22 protein-coding genes are annotated in these 26,125 nt (G+C 56.1%); 3 read left to right on the top strand and 19 right to left on the bottom strand.

What is annotated here, in order from left to right:
• Positions 1 to 11 precede the first annotated feature (11 nt).
• From HY36_RS15355 to HY36_RS15285, 15 genes are all read right to left on the bottom strand, one after another.
• Positions 12 to 848, bottom strand: a complete 837-nt coding sequence (locus tag HY36_RS15355; protein WP_035554683.1) for a TauD/TfdA dioxygenase family protein — start codon at positions 846 to 848, stop codon at positions 12 to 14.
• A 36-nt stretch (positions 849 to 884) separates the two neighbouring features.
• On the bottom strand, positions 885 to 3,182 hold the full coding sequence (locus tag HY36_RS15350) for a TonB-dependent receptor (RefSeq protein WP_035554681.1): 2,298 nt from the start codon (positions 3,180 to 3,182) through the stop codon (positions 885 to 887).
• A gap of 188 nt (positions 3,183 to 3,370) precedes the next feature.
• Complete coding sequence (locus tag HY36_RS15345; RefSeq protein WP_035554679.1) at positions 3,371 to 4,621, bottom strand: CynX/NimT family MFS transporter; 1,251 nt, start codon at positions 4,619 to 4,621, stop codon at positions 3,371 to 3,373.
• Positions 4,622 to 4,750: 129 nt separating this feature from the next.
• A complete protein-coding gene (locus HY36_RS15340) occupies positions 4,751 to 5,413 on the bottom strand; it encodes a cysteine hydrolase family protein (protein ID WP_206741216.1) in 663 nt (220 codons plus the stop codon).
• Positions 5,414 to 6,532, bottom strand: coding sequence for an LLM class flavin-dependent oxidoreductase (locus HY36_RS15335; RefSeq protein WP_035554677.1), 1,119 nt, complete (start codon positions 6,530 to 6,532; stop codon positions 5,414 to 5,416).
• A gap of 106 nt (positions 6,533 to 6,638) precedes the next feature.
• Positions 6,639 to 6,959, bottom strand: coding sequence for a 2Fe-2S iron-sulfur cluster-binding protein (locus tag HY36_RS15330; RefSeq protein ID WP_035554675.1), 321 nt, complete (start codon positions 6,957 to 6,959; stop codon positions 6,639 to 6,641).
• A gap of 24 nt (positions 6,960 to 6,983) precedes the next feature.
• On the bottom strand, positions 6,984 to 8,063 hold the full coding sequence (locus HY36_RS15325) for a TauD/TfdA family dioxygenase (RefSeq protein ID WP_199285774.1): 1,080 nt from the start codon (positions 8,061 to 8,063) through the stop codon (positions 6,984 to 6,986).
• A gap of 120 nt (positions 8,064 to 8,183) precedes the next feature.
• Positions 8,184 to 9,017 (bottom strand): oxidoreductase, encoded by an 834-nt coding sequence (locus HY36_RS15320; RefSeq protein WP_035554673.1) that lies wholly within the window; start codon positions 9,015 to 9,017, stop codon positions 8,184 to 8,186.
• Positions 9,014 to 9,946, bottom strand: coding sequence for a ribokinase (locus HY36_RS15315; protein ID WP_035554671.1), 933 nt, complete (start codon positions 9,944 to 9,946; stop codon positions 9,014 to 9,016). Before HY36_RS15315 ends, HY36_RS15320 begins: the two co-directional genes overlap by 4 nt.
• Complete coding sequence (locus HY36_RS15310; RefSeq protein ID WP_051602865.1) at positions 9,946 to 11,235, bottom strand: MFS transporter; 1,290 nt, start codon at positions 11,233 to 11,235, stop codon at positions 9,946 to 9,948. Before HY36_RS15310 ends, HY36_RS15315 begins: the two co-directional genes overlap by 1 nt.
• Entirely contained in the window at positions 11,232 to 11,723 is a 492-nt protein-coding gene (locus tag HY36_RS15305; RefSeq protein ID WP_035554669.1) for a VOC family protein, read from the bottom strand. The genes HY36_RS15310 and HY36_RS15305 overlap by 4 nt, the downstream gene beginning before the upstream one ends.
• 51 nt (positions 11,724 to 11,774) lie before the next feature.
• Entirely contained in the window at positions 11,775 to 12,725 is a 951-nt protein-coding gene (locus HY36_RS15300) for a helix-turn-helix domain-containing protein (RefSeq protein ID WP_051602864.1), read from the bottom strand.
• Between the two features lie 101 nt (positions 12,726 to 12,826).
• A complete protein-coding gene (locus HY36_RS15295) occupies positions 12,827 to 14,032 on the bottom strand; it encodes an aromatic ring-hydroxylating oxygenase subunit alpha (protein WP_035554667.1) in 1,206 nt (401 codons plus the stop codon).
• Between the two features lie 122 nt (positions 14,033 to 14,154).
• On the bottom strand, positions 14,155 to 16,479 hold the full coding sequence (locus HY36_RS15290) for an acetamidase/formamidase family protein (RefSeq protein ID WP_035554665.1): 2,325 nt from the start codon (positions 16,477 to 16,479) through the stop codon (positions 14,155 to 14,157).
• 198 nt (positions 16,480 to 16,677) lie between these two features.
• Positions 16,678 to 17,769, bottom strand: coding sequence for an acetamidase/formamidase family protein (locus HY36_RS15285; RefSeq protein ID WP_035554663.1), 1,092 nt, complete (start codon positions 17,767 to 17,769; stop codon positions 16,678 to 16,680).
• A 273-nt stretch (positions 17,770 to 18,042) separates the two neighbouring features.
• Between HY36_RS15285 and HY36_RS15280 the strand changes: the two genes are divergently transcribed.
• On the top strand, positions 18,043 to 18,798 hold the full coding sequence (locus HY36_RS15280) for a DODA-type extradiol aromatic ring-opening family dioxygenase (RefSeq protein WP_241764228.1): 756 nt from the start codon (positions 18,043 to 18,045) through the stop codon (positions 18,796 to 18,798).
• 25 nt (positions 18,799 to 18,823) lie between these two features.
• Here HY36_RS15280 and HY36_RS15275 read toward each other — a convergent pair whose 3' ends face one another.
• From HY36_RS15275 to HY36_RS15265, 3 genes are read right to left on the bottom strand one after another with little or no spacing between them, the layout of a single operon-like run.
• A complete protein-coding gene (locus tag HY36_RS15275; RefSeq protein ID WP_241764227.1) occupies positions 18,824 to 19,849 on the bottom strand; it encodes a bile acid:sodium symporter family protein in 1,026 nt (341 codons plus the stop codon).
• A gap of 59 nt (positions 19,850 to 19,908) precedes the next feature.
• Positions 19,909 to 21,261: a CynX/NimT family MFS transporter gene (locus HY36_RS15270; protein ID WP_051602863.1), complete on the bottom strand. Its 1,353-nt coding sequence runs from the start codon at positions 21,259 to 21,261 to the stop codon at positions 19,909 to 19,911.
• Positions 21,258 to 22,664, bottom strand: a complete 1,407-nt coding sequence (locus HY36_RS15265; RefSeq protein WP_241764226.1) for a peptidase M20 — start codon at positions 22,662 to 22,664, stop codon at positions 21,258 to 21,260. The genes HY36_RS15270 and HY36_RS15265 overlap by 4 nt, the downstream gene beginning before the upstream one ends.
• Before the next feature lie 289 nt (positions 22,665 to 22,953).
• Between HY36_RS15265 and HY36_RS15255 the strand changes: the two genes are divergently transcribed.
• Positions 22,954 to 23,553, top strand: coding sequence for a malonic semialdehyde reductase (locus HY36_RS15255; protein ID WP_035554655.1), 600 nt, complete (start codon positions 22,954 to 22,956; stop codon positions 23,551 to 23,553).
• 10 nt (positions 23,554 to 23,563) lie between these two features.
• Here the strand turns inward: HY36_RS15255 and HY36_RS18460 are convergent, their stop codons facing one another.
• A complete protein-coding gene (locus HY36_RS18460; RefSeq protein ID WP_162176010.1) occupies positions 23,564 to 24,496 on the bottom strand; it encodes a DMT family transporter in 933 nt (310 codons plus the stop codon).
• A gap of 168 nt (positions 24,497 to 24,664) precedes the next feature.
• Between HY36_RS18460 and HY36_RS15245 the strand changes: the two genes are divergently transcribed.
• Positions 24,665 to 26,080, top strand: a complete 1,416-nt coding sequence (locus HY36_RS15245; protein ID WP_035554654.1) for an amidohydrolase family protein — start codon at positions 24,665 to 24,667, stop codon at positions 26,078 to 26,080.
• Positions 26,081 to 26,125 lie beyond the last annotated feature (45 nt).

Below are 26,125 nucleotides of genomic sequence, written 5' to 3'. Positions count from 1 at the left end.
AATCGCATTCCCTAGGAAACGGGTTTGTCACCCGCGATCGTGACCCGGAAACCGGATCTGACTTCCGGGAAATAGTCCCAAACCGCCAGGTGCTGGACGGCACGGTTGTCCCAAAAGGCGATGGAGTGCGGTTTCCATCGAAACCGTATCTGAAAGTTCGGATTCTTCACGTGGTCGAACAGGAAGTTTAGAACCGCCTTGCTCTCCTCATCCGACAATCCCTCAATATGGGTCGTGTAGGACGAATTGACGAAGATACATTTCTTTCCGGTCACCGGATGCCTGCGAATGACCGGATGGGTCGCAACCGGATACCGTTTATCATAATCCTTGAACAGAGCATGATAAACCGGATTGGCGTCATGCACCGCCTCCAATCCTTCGAGATATGTTTTCATCCGTTCAGACAAGGCGTCATAGGCTTTGTACATGCTGGAAAACATCGTATCCCCGCCCGTTTCCGGAACGGTGTGAAGATAAAGGATACTACCAAGTGGAGGTTCTTCATCTGCACTCAAATCCGAATGCCAGCTCTCTCCGGCAACATATTTTGAGTCCGCATCGGCATGAATGGCCACAATCTCTGGATGTCCATCGATGCCAGCCACCGCCGAATGGATCGCGAGAGGCCCAAACAATCGCCCCAGATCCTTGTGCGCGTCATGACTGATTTCCTGGTCACGAAAGAAGATAACCTGGAACCTGGCCAGCGCATCTCGCAATTCGTCTGCCTGGCTGGGTGAGAGGGGCCGGGTCAGATCAATTCCATCCAACTCGGCCCCCATGTAGGGCGTGACTCGATTTGCGGTGAAATGCTGGTACGTCTTGTCGCCGTCAAATTCGGACACGTCTATTTCCTTCTAATAATTTGGCTTCGCTTCAGATCAGAACTCAAATCCGAATGTGACGAGCAATTGCCGCGGAGGGACATACTCATTGCTCACAGTTCCGCTTGAGTAAGGATCCACGAACCGGCCCGAGATACCCTCTTCATCTCCAATATTCGTGATCGAAGCCGACACGAACCACGGCGCTTCATTCGGCTGATACTGGAAGTACGCATTCCAGAGGCTGTATGATGGCACATCATCCGCGCCAGCCGTGTTGAAAATGCGCGCCTCATACTCTCCAACATATACATTCTCGATGCGAGACGTCAGCTCACCATGATCACCAACTGGCTGGAACCAGGCCGCATACAGATTGTATGTCAGGTCAGCGAGATTTGGCGGGGTGTTGCCCTCGACCTGCACGCCTGCAGACTGACGCGCGAGAAACCAGTCATAAGACCAAGGATATGTAGCGCCTGAATTCACCGCTTCATCTCCGGCGAGGTCAGCAAGGCGGCGATCCAGCGCCACATAGTCAGCAGTGACCTCCCCGTCCAGCATGGCCATATTGCCGCCAAGCATGAGCTGGTCGTTGAAGGTCAGATAGCTGCCCTCCAGTTCGATACCATATGTTTCAGCTTCAGGAATGTTGCCAATGCCCCCGGCATAGGGGATCGGATCCTCTTCGATGAACTGCATGTTTTCATACTGATTGAAGAAGACCGAGGCGTTGAGCGTTGCGCGGCCATCAAGAAATGTGTTCTTGGAGCCGAACTCGATCGCCTCCACAGTCTCTTCATCATATGTCGAGGAGACAACAAGTGCGCCTGACGTTCCGCCATTCAGTCCGCCCGGCTTGTAACCGCGTGACCAGCTCGCATACACCATCGAGTCTTCGGATATATCGTAATCAAGCCCGACTTTCCCGGTCCAAGTCTGTGTTGCGAACGAACTGGCGGTCGGCGTTGAATAGTACGAAGCACCCTCGCCGTCATACTTGTCGTCATTGTAACGCGCGCCGACTGTTGCGCTCAGGTTTTCCATCAGCGGGATTGTCGCCTGAAAGAACGGAGCAATCGACTCACGATTGACGGTCGAAATGTTTTCATAGGCAAGGTTTGAAGGAATTTCCGCCGGAGTGGTGTCACGAGGCAGAACTGGGAGGCCGGGAATGGAGGTGACGCCAAGCTCCCGGTATTCGACCACATATTGAGCCGAGTCCGTGTTCGAATAGAATACGCCTGCAATCCAGTCGATTCCGGATTCCGGAAGTGAGCTGATTGTCAGTTCTTCCATGAAGGTTTCGGCTTCTGTAGCCCACGTCGCAACATGATCGTAGCCGCCATAGGTCGCCAGATCGAGGCGATCGGCGTCAAACGACTGGTCATGCGACATGTCCTGATAACTCGTCACAGACTTCAGCGTCGCGAAAGGAAGCTCGTACGATACGTTGAGCGTGGCAAGTTCCGACCTCAGCTTGAACTTTGCGGGAAAGTCCTGCGTGACTTCGCGAATATCAGGATTGGGGTCCTCAATATTCTTCAGTGCTCCGCCATTATGCTTGTCATTGTATAGCGTATAGGAAAGCGTTGTGGACAGCTTGTCCGTTGGCTCCCACAAGGCGGCGAGGCGATAATGCTCATTGTCTGCGTCATCCAGCTCATAACCGCCATCAATACTGGTGGCCGTCGCATAGCCATCATGAGACGTTTGCTGGATTGACCCGCGGATCGCCGCTGTTTCACCAATCGGCACATTATAGGAGGCAAATCCCTGAACGTAGTTGTAGTCGCCCAGAGTTGCCTTAAACGTGCCCTTCGACTCTCCAAGCGTTGGCTGGTTCGTGATCACGTTGATCGACCCACCGGTTGAACTCTGTCCGAACACAGTGCCCTGCGGGCCGCGAAGGACTTCGATGCGATCTACATCAAAGAACCCCATATTGAGCGCGATGGAATTTGGCAGGAACGCGCCGTCGACATGAAACGACACACCCGGAATTGTCGCGAAGTTCTCTGGAGTCTGCTGGCCTACACCGCGAATGGTGACGATGCGCTCAGACCCGCCACTTTTCGTGATCATGAGGCCGGGAACATACCCATTCAGCTGGCTCGGATCCGTGATGCCCGCCTGCTCCAGGATATCCCCGGTGATAGCGCTCAGCGCGATTGGCGCATCCTGAAGAGTGGTTTCCCGCTTCTCTCCGTACACTGTTATCTGGTTCATGTTGCGGATGTCATCTTCATCACCCGCCGCATCATCGGCAAATGCAACACCACCGTGAACCAGCGCAACACTCAGCGCTGCAACAGCAGCACCACACTTCATAAAACTTCTTTTGTTCCGACCCATGACATTACCCCTCAAGCTGCAGAAAATCACAAACTTTGCGATATCTCACGCTAGATTGGGGTTCTCGTCCTGACTTGATTTGGAGCGCCAAAATAGTTGCAAAAGCTGAACCACCAGAAACACGAAACTTACTCTCCACACACACCAACAGGTTGTATTCGCAGCCACAGCGGACGCTTCACAAGGACTTACGCTTTGAGAGCATCGGCGGAACCAGTTTCCTGTGTCGTGCCTGTGAGTTGAAGCTTTGACAATCCCGGGTCCCTCAAAACCTGGATAAACAATGCCAAAAGCCCCAGCGCAATTGCGAACACGAAGAAAACTGGCGCGAATGAGCCGACCTTGTCAGCGGCCAGTCCAGCTGCCAAGGGACCAAAGGCGGCAACCGAGGAAATCTGGTGCGACACGCCCAGCAATTGGGCACCCAGTACCCTGCCGAAACGCTCAATGAGCACGACCATCGTCGCGACAACGGTGATCCCCCACCCCGCGCCAAACAGCAAGGAAGACACCACAACGATGGCCGGGCTCATGGCGATCGCAAACAGCACAATCCCTACAGCTTGCAAGGCCATACTCACGGCCAGCAAGTGTTTCGACGAAAACCGCTCACAGAGCGGTCCAGCCAGGCCTTTGAATGCCAAGGATACAAACGCCATGAAGCTGAGGCCAAGTGCCCCAACGGAAGGCGATAGCCCAATCAACTTCAAATGACTGACAGCCATTGAGTGGACGGTCGTGACGCATGCGAGATTGAAGGTTACCGCCGCCGCAATGACCAGAAAGAGCGGACGAAACACTGCCGTTTTCCAGTTCTCGGAACTTCTTGCCGCCGAGCCCTCCAGCGCGCCCTCATTGGTCTCCCGTTCCCGATACGACGTCTTGTCCTTTGGAATGGCCAGCGCGCCAAGGATTACCAGCATGCCACAAACCCCGGCCAGAATGGTCCAGTTTGCACGCCAACTCGTCCACTCGACCACGTAGTAACTCAAGCCTGGGCCCACGATATCGCCAATGCCGCCAAGCATGAGATACAGGCCGATCATCCGGGCCGTTCGGATCGGGAACCATTCTCCGATCAACCACACCGCCGTGACATTTCCGGCAAGGGAGAATCCCGCTCCGACAAAGCACATGGCCGCAAAAAAGGTCATCAGCGCTTCGCTCGCGCTCGCCAGACCAAACCCGGCACCGACCAGGACGAAGCCGAGTGCAAATGTCTGTCGTGCACCAATACGCGGAAGCAGAAAGGCCGGCAGAAACCCTGTCAGCCCGACGGCGAGCCCAAGCACGGTGAAACCCAATCCGGCGGACGTGTAGCTCCACCCCAGATCGTCCGCCATAACAAACAGGACGACGCCGAGTGATGCAAATGTGCTGGCATTGAGCACGAAGAAGCCGCCGACCAGAATGGCAAAGACCAACCACTTTCGAAACATGCTCGCCATCCTGTCAATGTGAGGGACCAAGCATCAAAGGTCTCACATCGGGGGCGATCAATATTGTCGCTGTGCGCACTCCGAGTTTGTATTTGCGCCCAGTCGGAGCGGTCGTGCTCCGATTTCGTGTTACCCTTCCAGGGTGTCCAGGACTGTTTGCGTGTCAGCCAGCAAAGCGCAATTCTTCTCCAATGCCATGAGCGCACCGACATGAAGTATCTCTTCATAAGCCGCGCACGCATCAGAAACGACGACGACGTTGAAATTGTGATGAAAGGCAGACCGAGCGGTCTGGTCGACACAGCAATCCGTCGTCACGCCCGCCATCAACACAGTATCAATGCCGCGCGCCTTCAATTCCGCGTCGAGTTCCGTGCCATGAAACCCATCGAACAGAACCTTCGCTATATCGAGATCACCATCCTCCGGGACAAGCTGATAATAGTCTGACCCCGCCTCATCCGCACGGCATATCGCGTGCTGGCCCGGCTTGCCGCGCCAAGCATAGAGGTTCTTCAAGGCGTCCGTGTCTGTTTCATCCCGGGTCACGACCTTCAGGAAACAGATGGTTCCGCTCTTTTGCTTGAGCGCCTCACGAAGACGAGCCATCTGGGCCATTGCGATGTGCGCTGGGCGAAGGTCAACGCCCGCCTGCCCGATCACGCCATCTGGCGAAACGAAATCCACCTGAACATCGACCAGGACCAAAGCGGTACGTGCAGGATCAAGTATCTCGCTGAGCAACTCGGACCCGACATGCGGCAAGTCAGATACAGACGGCAAAGCTGTCATCTATGCCGCCCCGGCGAGAGACGGAAACTTTGCGCGCAACTTTGGAAGCACTTCTTCCGCAAATTTCGGCATTCCCTCAATATAGTCGGGGAAGATCAGCATGAGGCCATCCAGACCCGACACTTCCAATTGCTGTGACAGACGCTCCACAACTGTATCAGGCGATCCTGCAACGTGCGGCGACATGAACGATGATCTGGCCTTTTTCACGAACGCATTCTCCTTGCCGATTTCGGCATCCAGGAACCCGTAGGCGCGCATCATACCGCGCAGGGCCTCTTCATCGAGACCATCCCGATAGTGCTGCGCCGTCGCTTGAGCCTCTTCATCTGTGTCGCCGAGGACAACGGTCATCATCGCGTACGTGCGGATGTACCGCCCCATTTCGGCGGCGATGCCTTTCACCTTGTTACTGGCAGCGGCCAGCACTTCAGGAACGTCGCCAGACAAGAAGATCGCGTCCATTTCGTTCGCGCTGAATCGCATTCCCTTTTCAGACGTACCCGCACAAACAAGGAATGGCTTTTTTGAAGGCTTGGGGTTCGAAACACAGTCATCCAGTTGGAAATACTTGCCATCCATCGTGACAGAAGGCTCGGTCCACAAGCCCTTGATGGCCTTGATCCACTCGTCGGCAAGGTCGTATCGGGCGTCGTGGTCAACATCGTCCGGCCACATACCCATTTGGGAGAACTCGCCCTTGTAGGAACCCGTGACCACATTGAGCCCTGCCCGTCCGTTCGATACCTGATCCAGCGTAGCAATCATTTTCGCGACCGTTCCCGGATTTTGCAGGATCGTGTGGACAGTGGTCCAGACCTTCACGGTTTTGGTGACTTCTGCCAGCGCTGCCATCGTGACCGTCGCGTCGAGTGTCGCATCCCACTGTTTGGTTTCGCCGCCATATCCGCGATACTTTGCCATGGACATGATGAAGTCGTATCCCAGCTCTTCTGCCAAAACCGCGACTTTGCGGTTGTAGGCATATGACCCATCGAGCTCCGGCTTGTTTCTCGACAGGATCCACCCCCCATTGGCGATCGGCATGAAGATGCCCAGATCCTTGCCTCCGGTATCGGATGGCAAGTCAAACTTGGTTGGAGAAACTGGCTCTGACATGTCTTCAATTCCCTCATTTCGATACCGTACTATCACCAAGACAAGCCATCCGGTTCTTGATTTCTCGCGCCTCAACTATTGATCGGCGACCATCTTCCACAGGCGCTCACATTTCCTCAGGCGCAACTTCCACGCACAAACCCGACAGCTCTTCCGTCATGATGATCTGGCATGATAGCCGGGATTGGGGCCGTGCATTGTCGGAGAAATCGAGCAACTCTTTTTCCGGTTCGGATGCCGCCCCCGTACGATCCAGGAACTCATCCCCCACGAAGACATGACAGGTTGCGCACGCGCAGGCACCCCCGCAAATCGCAGCGATATCTTCGGCGCCAGAAGCAGATATGGCCTCCATTACGCTATGGCCAGCGGTTGCCTCTATGACGACCTCTTCTCCGGAGCGCTTGATCACTTTCAGTTCGGGCATTCAGCGTCTTCTTCTGTGGCTTGATCAGGAAATCATTCTGGGCACGGCAGCGTCCGCGACATGGAATTTGCCGATCACTTCATCATCGACACCTTCCCGAGGCTTTTCCCTGACCTGCACGACACCATTCTTGCCAAAACCCTCCACAACCGGTCGCCCTGCATCCCGGCTGAGCCACAAGCGCAGAAGATGGCGTTTGCGTTGCGGTTCAGGATGATCAAAGAACTCCGTACGAGAATGAAGTGCGGCGTAGTTGGATAGCCACTGAATATCACCGGGGCGGAAATCCATATCGATCGCCATGCCTGGCTCATAGGTAATTTCGTCAAACAGCGCGAGCACTTCCTTTTGTGCGTCCGTCAGCTTCGGCACCCCCGGATATTCCTGCGCCGTCAGAATATAGAGCGAGCCCGCATACATGCTGAACACGCCTTCTTCGATACTGATCACCGGCGATGTGTACGTGTTGGCCGGGGCATTGTGATCTTGCCGCCGCCAATCCCAGTGAAACGGCTCCAGCAACAATGGCGCAAGGTCGGGCCGGCGGCGCAGAATTTCATTATAGATCTCGGCTCCTGACACCAGACAGGATGCGCCCCCTTCCTTGGCTGGCCTCAGGCACATCAATGCGACAATGTCAGAACTGTCGGAATGATAGACGAGCTTGTCACGCACCTTTGATGAGAGCGCCGTCGGGTCATCCATCGTCTTGTCGGATGTCGCGTAGATATGGTCAATCAAATCTCCCATCTCATTTTGACGGATCGGATCGCCCATGTGCAGGCCGAGAATGTAATAGATCGCCGAGGACAGGGCATCCGAATACAAATGGGTACGCAATCCTCGCACCAGCACGAAGCCGCGCCCCGTGTCGACATCCCGGCCCCAGGCTTCCACCGCATTCGCGCAGGCGGTCAGCGGGTACTCAGATGCCTGCACGAATCGAAGGTCTGGATCCACCTCAACAAACCGGGCTCCGAGGTCCTCCAATTCCTCTACCTGCTCAGGTGAAAGATGGTAGATCCATTCCTCGCCCGCCTTGATCTCATCGCCACGCCAGGCCGCCGCGGTCGTCACAGGTTTGCACACAGTTTCAGTCGTCATCATGGCCTCCAGGCTCAGGAAATTCAGCAAATTCGGAATTGAGAATATCAACGCCGGATGCATCGGTCTTGCACCGAGCGACATGAATTCTTGTGGCGTGCTGAATTGCTGAAAAAGGCATCACACTGCCTCCACTGACACAGAATGCGTGAGCTCTTTGAACGCATCCATAGCATCAAGCTGGCTTCTGAGATGGTCGGTCGCGTATTTGTACGCATCCGCGCCCAATAGCAGCAGCCGCGGCGGCACATCCATCTCCACCAGGTGCGCAATCGCCGATGCGATCTTGCCAGGGGCGCTTGGTTCCCGGCCCTTGCCTTCCGAAAGCACTTGATGGGCCATATGGGCCGTCGTTTCGTAGTCCGGAATAGTCGGCTCGACTGCGCGCAAGGAGCCGCCGGCGAAATCCGTGCGCATTCCCCCCGGCGCCACATTCGTCACATGAATGCCAAGTGGCGAAACCTCGTCCGCCAATGTCTGACCAATACATTCGAGCGCATACTTGCTTGCGCCGTAAATTCCGGTTCCTGCCCACGGCGCAAGCCCGCTGGCGGAGGAAACATTCACAATGTGCCCCGCGCGTCGCCGGCGCATTCCTGGAAGCACGGCCTGGATCATGGCGATGGCGCCAAGAACGTTTACGTCGAAAAGCGATCTGATTTCCTGAATAGAGGTTTCCTCAATGGCTCCAGTCAATCCGTATCCGGCATTGTTCACAAGCACATCAATCGGACCGTGTTCTCTTTCAGCTTCAGCTACTTTCTCAGAGACTTCATCGAAGTCAGTCACATCAAGCAGCAGCGCAATGGCGCGCCCGCCCGCCTGACTGGAAAATTCCTTGTGATCCTGTTCAGAACGCACCGTGCCGATCACACGGTCGCCTTGCTCCAGCATTTGTAAAGCGATCTGCTTTCCCAGCCCCTTGCTGACGCCGGTAATCAACCAGGTCTTCATCCGGGAACCTCCTCCGACTCCATCTCGAAGATGATCAGCTCAACATCTTCCCGCGAGGGCATGGATGCGGCGGCGCCATCTTTCTCAACGGACAAGGATGCCGCTATGGATGCGTATTGCATCGCTGCATCAAGTTGGTCGCCCATGGCAAGTCGCGCGCACAAGGTTCCACAGAAACAGTCGCCTGAACCGGTTGTGTCTCGCGCTTTCGTGCGTCGCGCGGGTGTTACGTGCAGGTGATTGCGACTGATTACCAGCGCACCCGCGGCACCACAAGTCACGATGATAACCTGATCCGCACGCGAGAGCAGCGTCCTCGCAATTCGGGTGATATCTTCAATATCTTCCGGAAGGCTCTCAATTTCTGCATAGAATGCGAGTTCAGACTCGTTCATCACGATGATGTTCATCACGTGGAACAAGTCATCGCGCGCCCGCAATATTGCTGGCGCCGCATTCAACACAGCTGTCGTATTGGAACCTGCAAGCGACGCACAATACGCAAGTGTCGTTTCGATCGGCGTCTCCAATTGGGACAAGACAACTTTCGCGTCGGCCCGCTTTGGCGGAACGACCTTGAGCTGAGCATTTGCGCCGGCATCGACGACGATGTGATTTTCGCCTGCTGCGTCCACGCAGATATAAGCGCGACCGCTCCGCATGGATGGCAACTTTTCGATATCGCCCGAAGGCACAGAAAGTACCTCCAACTCTGAAATGAGCCATGCCCCGTCCTCATCATCTCCAAGGCAGGCATAGAATTCCAGATTGACCCCAGACCGCGCGGCGGCAACCGCTTGGTTGGCTCCCTTCCCACCGAGATAATGATCAGAGCCTGTTGCAGAAACAGTTTCCCCCGGCCTTGGCAAGCTGGCAACACGAAGCACAACATCCAGATTGACGCTTCCCAATATGGTCAGGTCTGCCATCAGCTGATCACCTCCTGATCGTGAGCAGATGAGTTCTTGCTGAACTCCGGAAGCAACAGGATCAGGACAGTGCCAAGCAAGAGCAGACCTGCGAGCACCCATACCGACGTCACATAGCTGCCCGTGACGTCAAAGCCGATATCCATCAAGACCGGCGCCCCTCCCTGGAAGACTATGACGACGGAGTAGAAGACCCCAATGATCGTTCCGAATGAGCGAAGCCCGAAATAGCGGGACACAAAATAGGACAGACAGCCAAACTCTGCCCCAAGCCCAATGCCCATCAAAGCTGCGCCGATGTAGATGGTCGGCAGGGCCGTTCCATACTGGAAACAAAGCAGGCCAAGGATCGCCGCAGCAAACATGGGCACCGCTACTTTTGGCGTATAAAAACGGTCCAGGAAGTATCCCGTCATGACTTGCCACCCCGCAGTTACCAAGGCGAAGATACTGATGGCCAAGGTCGCGGATTGAAGGGAAATGCCGCGATCCATCAGCATGGGCACCACATGGGTAAAAATGGCGGTCATGCATCCGGCGCCAAGGGCGACAGCCGCCATGAGAATCCAGAATGTCCGCATGGACGCTGCTTCGCCAAGACTAACGCCGGATAGCGTCTCCGTTGCGGGAGAAACTCGCGCACCTCTTTCGCCCTTCTGGATCACCGCCAGCCGGCCAGGCGCGTCCCGCAGCAAGGCGAAAAGAACAGGGAACCCAAGACAGAAGACAATCAGGCCAATCCCGATATAGGCGCCACGCCACCCGAACTGTACCAGCATCAACCCCGCCGCAATTGGCATCAAGGTCGATCCAAGCCCATTGCCGAACCCTGCTGCCACCCCAAGCATCAGTCCCCGCTTTTCATCGAACCACTCGGAAATCACCTTGGAATAAGCAGGCGTTGACGGGATGGCCCCCGCCGCGCCGACAAGCGCAAACAGGGCGTAGAACTGAAGTACGGAACCATTCGCCAGCGCCAATCCCGCAATTGCCGGAGCAAACACAGCGCATCCGAAAAGGATAATGCGCCGTGAGCCCCATTTGTCGGACAATCGACCGGCGATGGGATATATGATCGCCGACATGACAGCCGTTAGCAGCAGGACTCCAGACACAACTGACCGCGGCCAACCAAACTCTGTCGAAATCGGCACAAGGAACAAGCTGAAGACCGCACTGACGGCGGGCGTTGTGCTGACAATATTCCCCACCGTTGCAGCAACGACCACACCCGTCTTGCGAGTTACCGCCTGCTGCCCGATAGCGTCTGCGCCCGCCAGGTCGGTCATTCGCTGGTATACCCCTCTGGGATCACCGGATCTGCTCCGCCTTTGCGCCAAAGAATGATCTGGTTGCCCCACGGGTCTTGAAAGGAATCATTGAAGCCATTGAATTCCTTCCAGTAATGATTTCGCCAAAGCGTCTTTGCTCCGCGCGCCTCCGCCGCTTCCATGATCCGGTCAACCGAATCATCTTCGCTGACCAAAACCCAGAGCCGGGATGTGCGGGTCTCTGTCGATAGCGCCCGGGGATCCACTCCTGCCGGATCAGGGTTGGGGCGCAAGTTCTTCACATTGCCGATCCCGATATGCAAATTGCCGATCTCGCTGTCCGACCCATCCGGATTCTTGAAGTTTCCACCCGGCACCATGCGGCAGTACTGGCCATCCATCCGGACGTCGTCTTCCCAACCCATGACTTCGGCATAGAACTTTCCAGCCGCCACGGGATCGTCCGACATCAAGTCAACGAAGATGAGTGTGTTTGGATTTGGCATATAAATTCCCTGTACTTACTTATTCGGTATCAAATGATGCATAGTGTCATGCTAGGCGCGACCTTGGGCAAACTCTTGATACTCGCCCCATAATTTGTTGACCTCAGCCTCATCCTGGGCGCGGTTTGCCAGCCCTGTCCGCCGATGCTCGCGCGGCGACAAACCAAACTGCTCCCGAAAGCTGCGACTGAAATGAGCTGAACTGCTGAAGCCCCAGCGAAACGCCACTTCGGAAATAGATTCCTGCGCGTGGAGCGGACTGATCAGGTCCGCATGACACCGCTCCAATCGACGTTTCTTGAGATATCCGCTGAAATTGTGCCCATCCGCAGCGAACAGGCGTTGCAGATAACGGGGAGAAACACCAACCTCATCTGCCGCCTTCACAATCGTCAGATCAGGATCCCACAGGAGCGTTTCCAATGTCTGTTGGATTCTGTGGAGATGGGCCGCTCTTGCGCCCTGCGCGCCACCAAGCGATCGCGTGTCTGCAATTTCAAGCAGCTTGCTCGTCAGCAACTCGATCAAGGCAAGCTCAACCGGGGGCAGGTCCTGAGTCGAGATGTCGCCAAGCTCATCGGCCATGACGAGAAGCATGCCCAGCAGCATTCGTCCAACACCAACGCTGCCGTCAATTGTGCCGGATTTGTAATGGGTTGGCGCAATCAGTCGGCCACCCAACGCCACATCCGGAATGCGCACAAACAGGATCGCATTATCTTCACTCACTTCCAGACGGGAGTCGTGTCGCGTCGCGCCGTACACGATCATATTCTGCGTCACGTCTACAGCCACGCCGTCAGAACTGAAGCGCGCATTCCCTTTCAGCAGGACAAGCAACCATATGCCCGCGCCCTGCTCCAACTCACGCCCATCAATGACCTGGCGTCCAGACTCGATGCGTGCGAATTGCAAGCCCAGCGCCGAAGACTGAATGGTCATCCGCCCGTCAATCGGTTGCCCTTCCGGATCTGACACGAAAGGCAGTCGCAACCGCCGCATGGCGTTGGCCCAGGCCGCATTCCTCTGCGTGGTAGGCACTGATCGTGTCTGGAACCGCCAGGTCGTGGGGTGTTCTGAAGGGTGCACGTGCCTGCTCCGCCCTATTCGGCAGCAACCGCAGCCCCGACAGCAGACGGATCGCGCCTATCCCATTCCGCCAGATAGCGGTCGACAAGCCATTCATTGAATTGCGCTTGCGCGCCTTCTTGCCAGGAATACCGCCCACGTTTTGCAAAGCGGGAGCGCAGGCCCAGTTGAACCATCTCGTCCACATGCCAATCCTGAGCGATGATATGAGATGTCGAATTCATGATCATCTCCATCTTGTGCTCATACGCCTCATCCGCCATCGCGCCGGGCGCCACAAGTACGCCCGTGTCCATGTAATGCGTTTCAGGACTGTCAGGCCGGATGATCAGATAGATGACCATGTCGCTGGTCATGACCAGTGACAGGCTGGGCGGGATATTTGCAAACGTCATCCGGTTGCGGGCTTCATCGGACAGTCCCGGAAAAACCGGCAGTACTGCCTTCTGCGTGGGATTAAAGCTCGCGTCAGGATGAAGCGTACCGTTGAACCGCAGATAGCCTGCGGCCCCTTTCGGCGCATCGGGGAAACTTGCCTGTTCTGACGGCACAAAATCATGCAACGGGCCGTGGTGCAGGCGGCTGGCGTGATAGCCATCATTGTTGTTCTCGAACATGACTTTCCAGTTCCACATGAGGCGTGGCGCCGGGTCAGGTCGGGGCCCTTCCGCATTGGCCAGGTCGTAACCACTGATCGCTTCCTGAACATGCGTCAGACGGGGCGCCAGTGGCGCAGCATTCTGATCGAAATTGATGAAGATGAACCCTTCCCACACCTCAACCTTGAAATTCGGAAGCCCATTTGCCTTGCGGTCGAATTCGCAAGTCTTGTTCATCGCCGGCGCGCCGACCAGATCACCATCCAGCGAGTAGCTCCAATGATGATAGGGGCAAACAAATCCACGCGCATTTCCGCTGCCTTCGGCAACCAGCATCGCGCGGTGCTGGCAAACAGACGACATTGCCTTCAATTCGCCTTTGCGATTTCTGGCCACGACAATTGGTTCGTTTACGGTGGAGGTGGTGAAATAGTCGCCCGGCTCTTTCACCCATTCTTCCCGGCCGACACACAACCAGTCATGCGTAAAGAGGGCTTCCTTCTCAAACTCGTAGAAATTGGCGTCCGTATAGCATTCTGGCGGAAGCGTTTCAGCTTCGAGAACATCTCCTTTTGAAGATGCCAGAGACTGGATGAACTCTTCGGTGATGGTGATCGGCATGCCCTGAATGTCCTCTTCTTGTCAGCATCACCCTGTCATTGGCGGCCCGTCCATTCTTGTCTCTGCGCGCACAAGAACTTGTTGGGCTCGCGATTTTCGCCGTATCACCGGGAAACGCGCCCTTACGCCGTGAACAATTCCTTGCGGATAATGGCATGGACTCCCCAGTTCCCATTGACGACCTGAGTAATCCCGAAATCCACGCCGACAGAGAGCAGCGAGATCGCCTCATCCTCATCAAGGTCGCGTGCGGTCATCAGGAAACGACGCGCTTTGCGGAACGCATCCCGCATGGCCAGATCAATTGAAGACTTCTTATAGATGTCACTCTGTGCAGATGCCCCGAGCTCTTTGAGATAGTTCGGATGGCTAAAGCCGAAGATCACCCATTCGTCCTGGGTTTCCAGAAGAGGATAATCGAGATCCCGGATATGCCCTCTCTTGTCGCTCGCCCGATGCAGAATAGGCTGGATAAGCGCTGTCATTGAACACTCGATTGCCGTCCCACACAGCTCCGAGTCTCCTTGCGACGCATGCGGATCACCGAGGGACAACAGCGCACCCGCCACACCGACAGGCAGAAACAGGCTGGACCCCGGCGCAATACGCCAATTGTCGAGATTACCTCCGAAATTGCCTGGCGGAATGGAGTCGACCAGTTTGGATTGCGGCGGAGCAACACCAATCACCCCAAAATGCGGACGCACCGGAATCTCGATGTTGCGAAGGACATCATAGTTTTTCTTGATCGTGCTCGTGTCCACAGGCAAGCCGGGATAATCGTACAATTCATGCACAATACCAAACGGATCTGTCTGAGGGGTCCAGCGATAATTGTAGACGGCACGTGCACAGGACCGCCCCATCTCGCTCTCGACTTCATAAATGGTAATGACTTCGCGTTGTTTCGGTTCCGTCAGAAGATCATTATACTGAAATCCCCAATACGCTGCAGCATTGCTGCCGAATGACTGCCCCGCATATTTCGGGTTCCCGCTGGTCCGCGGCTTCAGTTCCAGAATACGGATCTCGACAATGTCATTCGGCTCTGCCCCCGCGATCTCAATCGGGCCAGTGCAGATATGAACACCAAAGCCCTCACCCGCGCCGCGCCCTGTTGAGGAAGACGAATCCAGGGCGCCCGCCCCTCGTCGGTTGATGGTTTTACCCTCCGGAGTCCAGCGATAGATATCCTCAATCGCCGGGTCTCCCATGACCATACGCTCATGGTCGTCATTCGCATGATGCGTCAGGGTTTCAACCGTCACATAATCCCCGGATTCCACGGTCAGGACTGGCTTCAGCGAACTGCTGAAATGCCCCCAGTGAATGGTTTCAGGCGTAACTGGCAAATAGTGATGCCGGGCTCCATGCTGGACCGGAACGTGCGGCAGATCCGATACGTCAGAAGTTTCCTGTTCGATGTCATCCAGCATCTCGTCAGCCTGGGATTCGATCGCCTGATCTTTCGCTGTCGGCGGCCGTCCCCGTTGCGGGGCTTCGGCTTGCGCTTCTTCCTCTTGCGGCGCTCTGCGATACTCCCGCGGGCTCATCCCGTACTGTTCTCGAAACGCTCGGCTGAAAGACGCGCTATCGTTGAAGCCCCACTGGAACAAGATGTCCGAGATGGAACGCTGTGCATGTAACGGGCTACGAAGGTCCAGCCGGCACCGCTCCAGCCGCCTGAGTTTCACAAAATGACCGAAACTATCGCCAACAGATTCGAACAATTTCTGAAGGTAGCGCGGTGAGATATTGTGTTCCTTGGCGACCTGATGAAGGTTCAGGTCAGGATCACTCAAACGCATCTCGATGGTCTGGAAAATTCGCTCCAGCAACGCCGCCCGGACGCCGGCCGCGCCGCCCAACTCCTTGGTAGAAGCTTCGCTCATAAGCGCCGTGGAAATGAATTCAGGCAGCGCCACCTCAATGGGACGCATCTGGTCATCGTCGACATCCATGATCGTGTCGGCGACAGATCGCAACAATCCTGACAACATGCGCCCAACGCCTGTTTCAGAGACAAGATTGGAGATGTCAGCTTGCGGCTTTGAACGCAGACGCAGTGCCGGATGCGTGACCGGCACCTGAACCATCAAGAAGCGATTGTCGCGCTTGAAATCGAGCGTGACATCCAGATCGCCAATTCCATAAACGATATCGCCCTCGGAGACATCGATGGAGTTGGTTTCCGTTTTGGCGACGAGGTCACCTTCCAGCAGCATGATCAACCAGAACTGGGAGGGGCCCTGCGACAGGTCCAGGCGGATGACGTGTTCCGTGGACGTGATGCGGACAAATGTGAAATCCTGAGCACTTCGATAGCTGACCAATTCGCCATACAGCTCTCCCTCATGCTCCAGAAGCTCCATGGAAAATCGCTGTAACGCGAAGTGCCAAGCGTCCTTCCGCTGCTCCTTCGGATACGCATTGGTTGTAAACTGCACCGACTGGCTCCGTTCCGCTCTCGCTCTCAGTCCTCACCCAATGCTGATCCTCGGACCGCCACTACAGCGGTCAATGAAACCTGCATCTCACACTGCAGGACACAGGTGACGCTGCCTGACTTTTGAGCAGCATCTACCCATTCCGCCGCCGATCACGCCCATTTTGGCCGGGCTGACAGGGGTCACCGACGCGCAGGATCAATCCGGATCTTTCACGACGCCCTTCTCCGGGAAGATGTTGCGATCAATCTTAACGTGAATTCCCTGCGTCCCATCGACGACTTGCGTGATTCCGAAATCCGTCGCGACGCTCATCAGGGAATAGGCATCATTGCGGCTGAGATCCTGATGCTCGGTAAGCAGGTGGAGCATATCCAGCGACGCATTCTTCATCGCCTTGTTCAGGTCTTCATCGAACCCGTGCACGATCCAGTGGTCCGGCGTCTCAAGCAAGGGGGAAGGGAATTTGAAATCCTTGCGCAAGACAATCTGGAACAAAACGTCCAACGATGCCTCGATGGCTGTGCCACTGATCTCGCCGTCTCCCTGGCTGACGTGTGGGTCGCCAATCGAGAACAGGCCACCCTTTACCTGCACGGGATAATACATCGTCGCGCCTGCGCCGATGCGCCAATTGTCGATATTGCCGCCATGCAGGCCCGGCGGAATGGTGCTGACGCGTTCATCAACGGCCGGTGCCACCCCAGCCGTTCCAAGATGGGGCCGGGCGGGCACGCGAACGCCGGTCAGAGCGGGCTCCTTGTCACAATCAGGGCAATGCGTGATTGTCCCCGGAATCAGATACTTGCCTTCAAAATCATAGGCGTACAGCGCATGAGCCGTATTGGAATTCGGGTCTAGCTCGTAGATTGTTACGCGCTCTTTCTCGCCAAACTCCTGGTAGAGATGCCCCCAATTGGCGGCAAGGTTCGAGCCATAATTGCATCTTGGCACCATGCGAAAATACCGAACTTCCAGCATATCGCCTGGTTCAGCACCTTCGACATAGATCGGCCCGGTCATGATATGCACACCGGGAGCGCGGTCTTCTGGCTTCACCCCTTCCCAGATCGCCTTGACGGTTTCATCCATCATCAGATCCGGCGCGTCGCCCGCATGGTGCGTAATTGCTTCGGCCTGAATGAGGTCGCCGCTCTTGACGTGCAAGGCTGGCTTTATGTTTGGATGGAAGTATCCCCAGTGAACCGTTTCAGGCGTCGCCTTCAGATGATGCAGATTTTCGGGCTGGACCTGAACCTTGCTTTTCCGGGTGTCTTCAATCAACGCCATACCTAACTCCTTGAACCAAACGCCGTGTACGAAATCTGGCTGCAAGGCCGGCACTTGGTCTTGTTCAAATGCGCCCAACTAGTTGCGCATGCTTGTCACCCCCCTCAAATGGGGAGCAGGTTCAAGTTTGCGGTCGTCCACCAACAAGACAATCGTCACCATGTCGCCTACCAATCCCTTTTGGATCAGTATCGGGAACAGACTATGCCAGAGACACCGTCCACCAGAATGCCCACCTTGTTCATTCCGCATGGCGGAGGTCCCTGCTTCTTCATGGACTGGAGTCTGATGGGTGGCCCTGCCGATACGTGGGACCAGACCGCTGCATGGCTGAAGAGTATTCCGGAAAGTCTGCCCGAAAAGCCAAAGGCGCTTCTGGTGATTTCGGCGCATTGGGAAGAAGACGAGTTCACGCTCTCGACAGCGTCGAAACCCGGCATGATCTTTGACTATTACGGCTTTCCACCGCACACTTACGAATTGAACTATCCGGCCCCGGGCGCCCCCGAACTGGCAACACGAGTGTCGCAGCTCATCACGCAACAAGGGTTGCCGGAGCCGCGCAACACGGATCGCGGCTTTGACCATGGCGTGTTCGTGCCGCTTCTGGTGGCATTTCCAGATGCTGACATCCCAATCCTAACTTTGTCGCTGACCAAGGATCTGTCACCGGAAAAACACCTTATCCTTGGCGAGGCGCTTTCTGCCCTCAGAGATGAAGGTGTGCTGATTATCGGCAGCGGCATGAGTTACCACAATATGCGCGCGTTTCGGACACCCGCGGCAACCGCCCCGTCAGAAGAATTTGACCACTGGCTGACGGACACAATCGAATCCGATTCAGGAGACGCGCGATGGAATCGCCTGAGCAATTGGCTGTCAGCCCCCCAGGCACGCAATTCTCACCCGAGGGAAGAACACTTCATTCCGCTAATGATTGCGGCCGGCGCAGCCCGCGATGATGCTGGGCGCAAGATTTTCTCGGACAATGTGATGAATGCCACAGTCTCCGCCTTCCAGTTCGGCTGACCCGGCCATTCGCCGGACTGGGGGCCTAGTCTCGCTCTCCATAGTTACGAGCGATAATTGCGCAGACAATCAATTGAAGCTGGTGAAATATCATCAGGGGAAGGATTATGACTCCTACCTGCGCTGGTGCAAACATCGCCGCAGCCATCGGCACACCGCTCGCCAGGCTTTTCTTGGATCCACACATGACGAGGGTGATTTCGTTCTCTTTCGACAATCCCATCAAGTGAGCTGTCCTGCGTGTCACCAGCAGCACGACTGTCAGGACAACCGCACTCACGAGCAAGATCGTTGCGATATCCAAAGCGGACACTCTCTGCCAGATACCCTCTACCACCGCCGCGCTAAACGCCGTGTAGACAACCAAAAGGATAGCTCCGCGGTCAAGCTTTGACAGAATCGCCTTGTTCCGATCAATCCAGCGTCCGATAAGAGGACGGCTGAGATGTCCGATGATAAAGGGCGCTAAAAGCGTCAGCATGATCGAGCGCATGACGCCCAGCATGTCCCCGCCACCCGATTGCAACTCCGAACGCATGAGCAAGCCCGCGAGCAAGGGCGTGATGAAAACGCCAAGCATGTTGGATAGAGACGCCGTGCAGACTGCCGCAGCGACGTTTCCACGAGCCATTGATGTGAATGCGATAGACGATTGCACCGTAGACGGCAGAATGGTCAGGAACAGGAAGCCCATTTTTACGCTGGGACTGATCAGCATATCGGGCAGACAGCTGACCGCGAGGCCGAGCAGCGGAAAAAGAACGAATGTGCTTGTCAGGACAAGGCCATGTAGCCGCCACGCGCCAATTCCGCCAAGAATGGCTTCGCGTGACAGTTTCGCACCGTGCATGAAGAAGAGGAGGAAAATCGCCCCCTTCGTCAACCATTCGAATCCGATCGCCACATCGCCGCGACATGGAAGAATGCTCGCGGTCACGACGACGCCAAGCAGCACCAACGCATACGGGTCCGGCTTCAACCATTTGACCCAGCCAGAACGCGGCATCCCCTTTGGCGGGTTCGGGTCTGACGCTTCAGGGTGAGGGGACATAAGTTCTCCGCAATCGGGCTCATCACACCCGAATTTGAGTTGGCCAAATATCTGGATCGCTACTCCGCGGGTTGACGATATGGCACGTCATTCGCGTCCGCAGGCACATCAACCTGCCCCTCTTGCGCTTCCGCCGGATATGGCGGCTTCATGAACAGAACGAACATGAAAACAAGCGCGGACAGGACAGAAAGGATCAGGAAGATAAGAGAGAAACTGCCGGATACATCGCGGATGACCCCTCCGATCACCGGGCCCAGCGCCGAAATCGCCCCCGTCACACACATGGCGGAGAAAAGTTCGAGATTGTACTTTCTCCCGAAATAATTGAGCAGCAAAACGGTACAAGCCAACTGGGTGGTGCCAAATCCAATCCCCGTCCCGAACGCATACAGCAACAGCATCACATGATCGGTTGTCAGCGCGAGCACAGCGCACCCGATCATCGTCGCGAACAGCGCAAACGTCGCCAGATGCTTCGGATCGAAAATATCTCCCAACGCGCCCGAAAACCCTCGGATGAGCACGGCAATCAATGCCTCAATGCTCAGCATTCCCCCGGCCACGGTTTCGGAAACGCCGCGCTCGATCAAATGGCCCACCGACAGACTCGTGACTGTGACGAGACACATCATATTGAGGCAATAAGCGGCTGCCAGGATTTTGAACTGCGTGGTCTGCATCGCCAGCTTGGCGGGCCAGTCCTTGGTGGTGCGGTAAATATTCCGCCCAAACCGCGAAGCTGGAGAGTCCGCCTGGTCGGGCATGATGACCGGAGCGGGATCCTCCACCTCTGGAACTTCAAGCTCCTCTTTGGCAGGTCGGCGAAAACTCCGTTCGAGACCAATGATAACGGCACAGAGTATCGCCGCAGCCAAAATCGCAAGCGCCTGGTATTCCCAGTAATTTCGCCAGGTCTGCCCTTTCAGGGCAAGCACTCCCAAAACCATGAGCGGCCCCACCACTGTGCCCAGGCCGCTGATGGTTGCGGCCACTCCAAGCGCGGTGGACTGGCGCTTGAACAAACGACTGACCATGAAAGTCGTCGGGATTGACGCCATCATCGGATAGGCCAGACCGCAAATTGCCGCCGCCAGATAGTACTGGATGAGATTGTCGACGCCATGAAGCAGATACAAGCCGAGACTGGCGAGCACTCCCCCAAGGAGAATGGTGTTTCGTACGCCGATTCTGCGAATGAGAAATGGCGGAACGGATGAGGCGAGCCCGGTGACGGCGCCAAGCACGGTGAAACCGAGCCCGGCTTGCGACCAGCTCCATTCAAGATCCATCACCATGAATGGCAGTACGACCCCCAGGGATGAATATGTCGCCGCGGCCAGCAGCAGCTCCAGAGAACTCATCGCGACGAGTTGGCTGCCTGCCTTGAACGGGATTGCGGCTTTGATCATTCTGCCTGCTCCTGCTTGGCGAAGGGGTTGTCTCCATACACATCAGACCGGGAAGTCATCTCGCCCCCTTCGGATTCTGACGCCCGGCCACAGAGTGACAGGGCTGTCAGCGCGTAAATCAACGTGCTTTTGATCATGTCCTCCGGGGTCGGGCGCCAACGGGGGAACCCGGTTGTCACGGCTGGAATACGGTTCATGTTGAAAACGTTGTGGTCGCGCCACATGCTGGAATAGACCGGGTGGGCAAGTTGCAATGGCTCGCCAAGCGTGTCCCGAGTGGCGGCATCCACAGCGGCCACCAATGGCCCCACGCGCGTCTCGTCGGCAGCAAATCCATGCCGCACGACCACCGGCTCAATATCGAATTCGCCGAGTCCCTGTTTTCGCAAATGAGCCTGCAAGCTTCTGAAGACCTGACCGACTTCAACATGCGGCGGCAAGCCGACCTCAAGATACAAAGAGCAAATTTCGGTGCCAGCTCCGAACGCATAGGGCACTCCCCCGCGCACCGAAGAGATCTGGGTTTTCGGCTTCGCAACGCCGCCATCGGACGAATAGATATTCTCTTGTTCGTACACTCGTCCCCAGTCCAGTAACGACTGGATCGCATCGCCCAACCGGTAGATCGGGTTCGGATGATCAGACGCACGCTCCGGATTGTCGAGAAGTGGAGTGAATACCCCTTCCCCGAAAAGCTGAATTCGGAAGACGGCGTAACCGCATGCGACCCAAGTCAGCCCGAAGTCACAGCCTTCCGCGGCAATGGCATAATCCGGCGCGACGCCGCCGTGATAGAAGGCGTAGTGCGTGCCGATTTCCTTGCCCATGTACTGAACGCCTCGTGCCTCTTCGATCGGCTCGGGGCCGATCTCTCCGGGCGACGCGGTCAGATAGAGGCGCCCTGACAAGTCTATACCACAGGCTTTCAGGGCCTTTGCCGCCATCAGGAAGCACACCATCGGGCCGCGATCGTTCGAAATCGGGAAGCCATGAAAGGCACCATCCTGCAACCAGCATTGGTTCCACTCCGGGTTCGCCAACGTTTCGGGCCTGAATTTCTGCGCATCCAGATCAGGGTCCCAGGTCGGGCTCTCAGTATCGAGGTGGGCCGTAAAGAGAAGGCTTTTCCCGTCTCCCTTACCTCCGTACGTGGCGATAATGTTTGGGCGCTCGGGCGTCGCCCCCACTTTCCTTGGCGCGAACCCTTCACGGGTCAGCCAATCAAACACGTATTCAGCTGCAGATGCTTCCTGCATTGAAGGGCTATCGATGTTGCCAAGCTCCAAGGCGGTGCGCGTCAACTCATCCTTGTCGATGGCCGCTTCGATGGCCTCTCGTTCTTCCGGTGTCACTTCATACGCGACAGGGGGCAGATTTTTGAATGCCGGGCTTGCTTCTGTCACGCTGGTACCTGATCCGTTTGGGGGTCGTTCTACTCTGCCAGAAAAGAAATCATTTCAAGCCGCAGCAAGTCTTGATCTGCGCCGCACAGTTTCTTGCCCGCTTCAGATGGATATTTGAGCAGCCCGCCGCAACAAGCGCGCACAACTGGTCGCAACCGCAGATATCTGGCACTGCCGACGTCCGCAAGAAATAGGGCCGTAGCCGCAAAGAAACGCGCAGCGACCGCGATCACATTGCATACCAGCACCCAACCGCCGCTGCATTCGCAGCCTGATATGCGAGATAGACATGAATTTGACCAAAGCAGAACTGGGCCGCGGCGCCCTTGAGCAACTTTTCCTTGAGGCTCGCACCTTCTCAGACTGGCAGGACAAGCCGATTTCGGACGAGGACTGCAAACGTATCTACGAACTCGCAAAACTGGGCCCGACGTCTTCAAACGCTTCGCCGGCAAGGTTCGTTTTCATTCGGACCAGCGAGGGAAAAGACAAGCTCAAACCCTTTCTCTCTTCTGGCAATCTGGAAAAAACAATGTCGGCTCCACTGACAGTCATCGTGGCGCATGATCTGGATTTCGCGGACAGGATACCGGAGCTGTTCCCGCATTTCCCCGCCGCCGCGAAATGGTTCGCTCCAGAAGACATCAAGCTTGAAACCGCCTTCAGAAACAGCAGCCTGCAAGGCGCCTACCTGATTCTGGCCGCACGCAGCCTGGGTTTTGATTGCGGCCCCATGTCAGGCTTTGACCCGCAAGGACTGGACAAAGCCTTCTTCAGCGGCACGAACGTCAAATCGAACTTTCTGGTCAATATCGGATATGGGGAGCCTTCGAACCTGCACCCGAGACTGCCGCGCCTCTCTTTCGAAGATGCGTGTCAGATCGCCTAACGAAACAGGTTCACGCGGGCGTTCGCGAAGTACGTAGCATTCCGGCAAGCGGCGTGTACTTCCAGACACCTGCCACGATGATCAGGACGAGCCCAAAAACGGTCGGCGCGTCGATCGGGTCATGAAAGAGGAATACACCATAGCCCACAGCCCAGACGACTTGTGAATATTGCATGGGGCCCAGAAGGTTGGCTGGTGCATATCTGGACGCAAACATGATTGTCAGATTCCCCAGCGCAATGAAAACACCATAAACTGCGATAGGCAGCCAAAGCGAAAGGTCAGGAAGCCGAAAGTCGGGAATGATCATGATTCCGCAGAAGACCATCGGAAGAAGCGTGGCGGCACCGAAATGGGAGATCGTGTGCTCGTCATGCTTTATATGGCGAAGGATCACGAAAACCGACGACGAACATATGGTCAGCACGAACGCAGCGAGATGCCCGATCGTAAGCTCCCGCATGCCCGGACGCAGCACAATCAAGGTGCCAACGAAGCAGACGAATATCGTAAGCCAGGTCGACCGTGTCACCTTCTCGTTCAGAAACACGATCGACATCAGCGAAATCATGACCGGCATGAGGAAGACCAGTGAAAACGCCTCAACCATAGGCAATTCAGTGAATGCGATGATGCCAGCTATGATGCCGACAGTCTGAATCACGCCGCGCAAAATCCACAGTTTCGGACGCCTCGGCCGAATGATGTGGATCAGTCGTTCTCCGCGCCCGCGCACAAGGGGTGCCAGCACCAAGCATAGCAGGCACCCGAGAAATCCCAGCATGAATGGCGGAACCTGGCCGCCCAGAAAGCGAACCACGGCATCCTTTGTTGCAAACAGAGAGAATGAAACAAGCGCCAGTGTGACGCCTCTCGATAGGTCATTTGTCTGGCTGTTCACGATGTTCACTTTATCTGGATCAGGGCAACTTATCCGCCTCATGATGATGCAAGTCACCCGACGGGTCTTGCCCCAGCGCGGCCAGTTACTTGTCTGCATCAAAGATTGTAGGCTGTCAGGAATTCCTTCGCCTGGCGTCAATTGCAGCGCCTCAAACGCGTTTAACATCGGTCGCAAGAGAACCAGCTCCTCGAACGGTCGGAGAACGCGATGGATACCAATCAGCCAAACTCGCCTGCATCTGCTGACTTGATCATCAAGCATGTCTGGATTGTCACCATGGATGAGGAACGGCGCATCTTTCGCGATGGCGCCATCGCGGTGAAAGGCGACAGGATCACCGGCGTTGGACCATCTCCGGATATTCTCCAGAACTTCCGCGCCGACACGGTCATCGACGGCACGGACAAATTTGTGATCACGCCGGGCCTTGTGAATGGCCATGTGCATGTTACGGGCGAGCCCATTACGCGCGGCCTGGTTCCCGACAATACCGATTGGCAGGAAAACGTATTCGGTTGGCTTATCCCAACCTATCTCTCCCAAACGCCGCAGGATGAACAACTCTCGGCCAAACTCGCGGCGCTGGAAATGCTCCGCACCGGCACAACCTGCTTCGTCGAGGCCGGCACAATTCTCGATCTTGACGCCACGGTCCAAGCGTTGAACGAAACTGGCATCCGCGGCAGGCTTGGGCAGTGGCTGCAGGATCGCGCGTTCGATCCAAATGATGACCAGTCCGAACTCACAAAAAACGCCGTCGCCAAGATGGTGGCCCAGCAAGACCGATACCCTGCCACTGAAGACACACTTCTGGCCGCAGCGCCGTGTCTGGTCGGGCACAATACGGCAACTGATGAATTATGGCGCGAAGCGACGCATCTCGCCCAAGATGCACATGTTGGTGTCACAGCCCATATGAGCGCTGACCCGGCCGATCCGAACTATTATCTGGAAACTGCCGGTGCGCGCGCAATTGAACACCTCGCCAATTTGGATGCACTGGGCCCACACCTGTCCCTCACACATGCCGTTCATCTGGATACGCACGAAGTGGACCTGCTGGCCCAAACGGAAACAAGCGTCACACATTGCCCGATGACAGCGATGAAAGGCGGATATGGCGCGACGGCAACTGGCCTGTTCCCCGAGATGTCAGAAAAGGGCGTCAACATTCTGCTTGGCACGGATGGCGCCAATAACGGCAACTCGTCCGACTTGATGCGGGCGATGTTCTGCTCCGCGGGCATCTTCAAGGACAGTCGCCAAAATCCGAACCTTTTCCCTGCCACCCAAATTCTGGAAATGGCGACCATTAACGGTGCCAAAGCCGCCCAAATGTCTGACCAGATTGGCTCGCTGGAAGTAGGCAAGAAAGCAGATTTTGTTCTTCACGACCGCAAGCGACCGGAATGGAGCCCGCTCATTGATCCGGTGAACCAACTTGTCTACGCCGCTGATGGGCGAGGCGTTCATAGTGTGTGGATAAACGGCGTTCGCGTAATCGACAATTACCGATCCACCCTGATCGACGAAGAAAAACTCTATTCCGAGATTCAGCAGGCAAGCGACACTCTGGTCGCGCGTCTCGACAGGAAGAGCACACCCGCCTGGCCAGTCATCTGAGCGTCACGCGGCGTGGTCAAGTCAGCTAGATTTCTCTTCCCCTGC

The sequence above is a fragment of the Hyphomonas atlantica corrig. genome, from assembly GCF_000682715.1.
Classification (GTDB): Bacteria; Pseudomonadota; Alphaproteobacteria; order Caulobacterales; family Hyphomonadaceae; genus Hyphomonas; species Hyphomonas atlantica.
Note: the sequence above shows the minus strand (reverse complement) of the source record. Positions and strands in the feature narration are given on the sequence as shown.

Coding starts and splice junctions, on each gene's coding strand:
- HY36_RS18460 (WP_162176010.1), bottom strand. CDS start 24,496: ATGAGGCGGATAAGTTGCCCTGATCCAGATAAAGTGAACATCGTGAAC.
- HY36_RS15270 (WP_051602863.1), bottom strand. CDS start 21,261: ATGATCAAAGCCGCAATCCCGTTCAAGGCAGGCAGCCAACTCGTCGCG.
- HY36_RS15330 (WP_035554675.1), bottom strand. CDS start 6,959: ATGCCCGAACTGAAAGTGATCAAGCGCTCCGGAGAAGAGGTCGTCATA.
- HY36_RS15345 (WP_035554679.1), bottom strand. CDS start 4,621: ATGTTTCGAAAGTGGTTGGTCTTTGCCATTCTGGTCGGCGGCTTCTTC.
- HY36_RS15285 (WP_035554663.1), bottom strand. CDS start 17,769: ATGGCGTTGATTGAAGACACCCGGAAAAGCAAGGTTCAGGTCCAGCCC.
- HY36_RS15275 (WP_241764227.1), bottom strand. CDS start 19,849: ATGTCCCCTCACCCTGAAGCGTCAGACCCGAACCCGCCAAAGGGGATG.
- HY36_RS15305 (WP_035554669.1), bottom strand. CDS start 11,723: ATGCCAAATCCAAACACACTCATCTTCGTTGACTTGATGTCGGACGAT.
- HY36_RS15300 (WP_051602864.1), bottom strand. CDS start 12,725: ATGCGGCGGTTGCGACTGCCTTTCGTGTCAGATCCGGAAGGGCAACCG.
- HY36_RS15320 (WP_035554673.1), bottom strand. CDS start 9,017: ATGAAGACCTGGTTGATTACCGGCGTCAGCAAGGGGCTGGGAAAGCAG.
- HY36_RS15325 (WP_199285774.1), bottom strand. CDS start 8,063: ATGACGACTGAAACTGTGTGCAAACCTGTGACGACCGCGGCGGCCTGG.
- HY36_RS15315 (WP_035554671.1), bottom strand. CDS start 9,946: ATGGCAGACCTGACCATATTGGGAAGCGTCAATCTGGATGTTGTGCTT.
- HY36_RS15350 (WP_035554681.1), bottom strand. CDS start 3,182: ATGGGTCGGAACAAAAGAAGTTTTATGAAGTGTGGTGCTGCTGTTGCA.
- HY36_RS15335 (WP_035554677.1), bottom strand. CDS start 6,532: ATGTCAGAGCCAGTTTCTCCAACCAAGTTTGACTTGCCATCCGATACC.
- HY36_RS15295 (WP_035554667.1), bottom strand. CDS start 14,032: ATGCCGATCACCATCACCGAAGAGTTCATCCAGTCTCTGGCATCTTCA.
- HY36_RS15340 (WP_206741216.1), bottom strand. CDS start 5,413: ATGACAGCTTTGCCGTCTGTATCTGACTTGCCGCATGTCGGGTCCGAG.
- HY36_RS15310 (WP_051602865.1), bottom strand. CDS start 11,235: ATGACCGACCTGGCGGGCGCAGACGCTATCGGGCAGCAGGCGGTAACT.
- HY36_RS15255 (WP_035554655.1), top strand. CDS start 22,954: ATGAATTTGACCAAAGCAGAACTGGGCCGCGGCGCCCTTGAGCAACTT.
- HY36_RS15245 (WP_035554654.1), top strand. CDS start 24,665: ATGGATACCAATCAGCCAAACTCGCCTGCATCTGCTGACTTGATCATC.
- HY36_RS15280 (WP_241764228.1), top strand. CDS start 18,043: ATGGACTGGAGTCTGATGGGTGGCCCTGCCGATACGTGGGACCAGACC.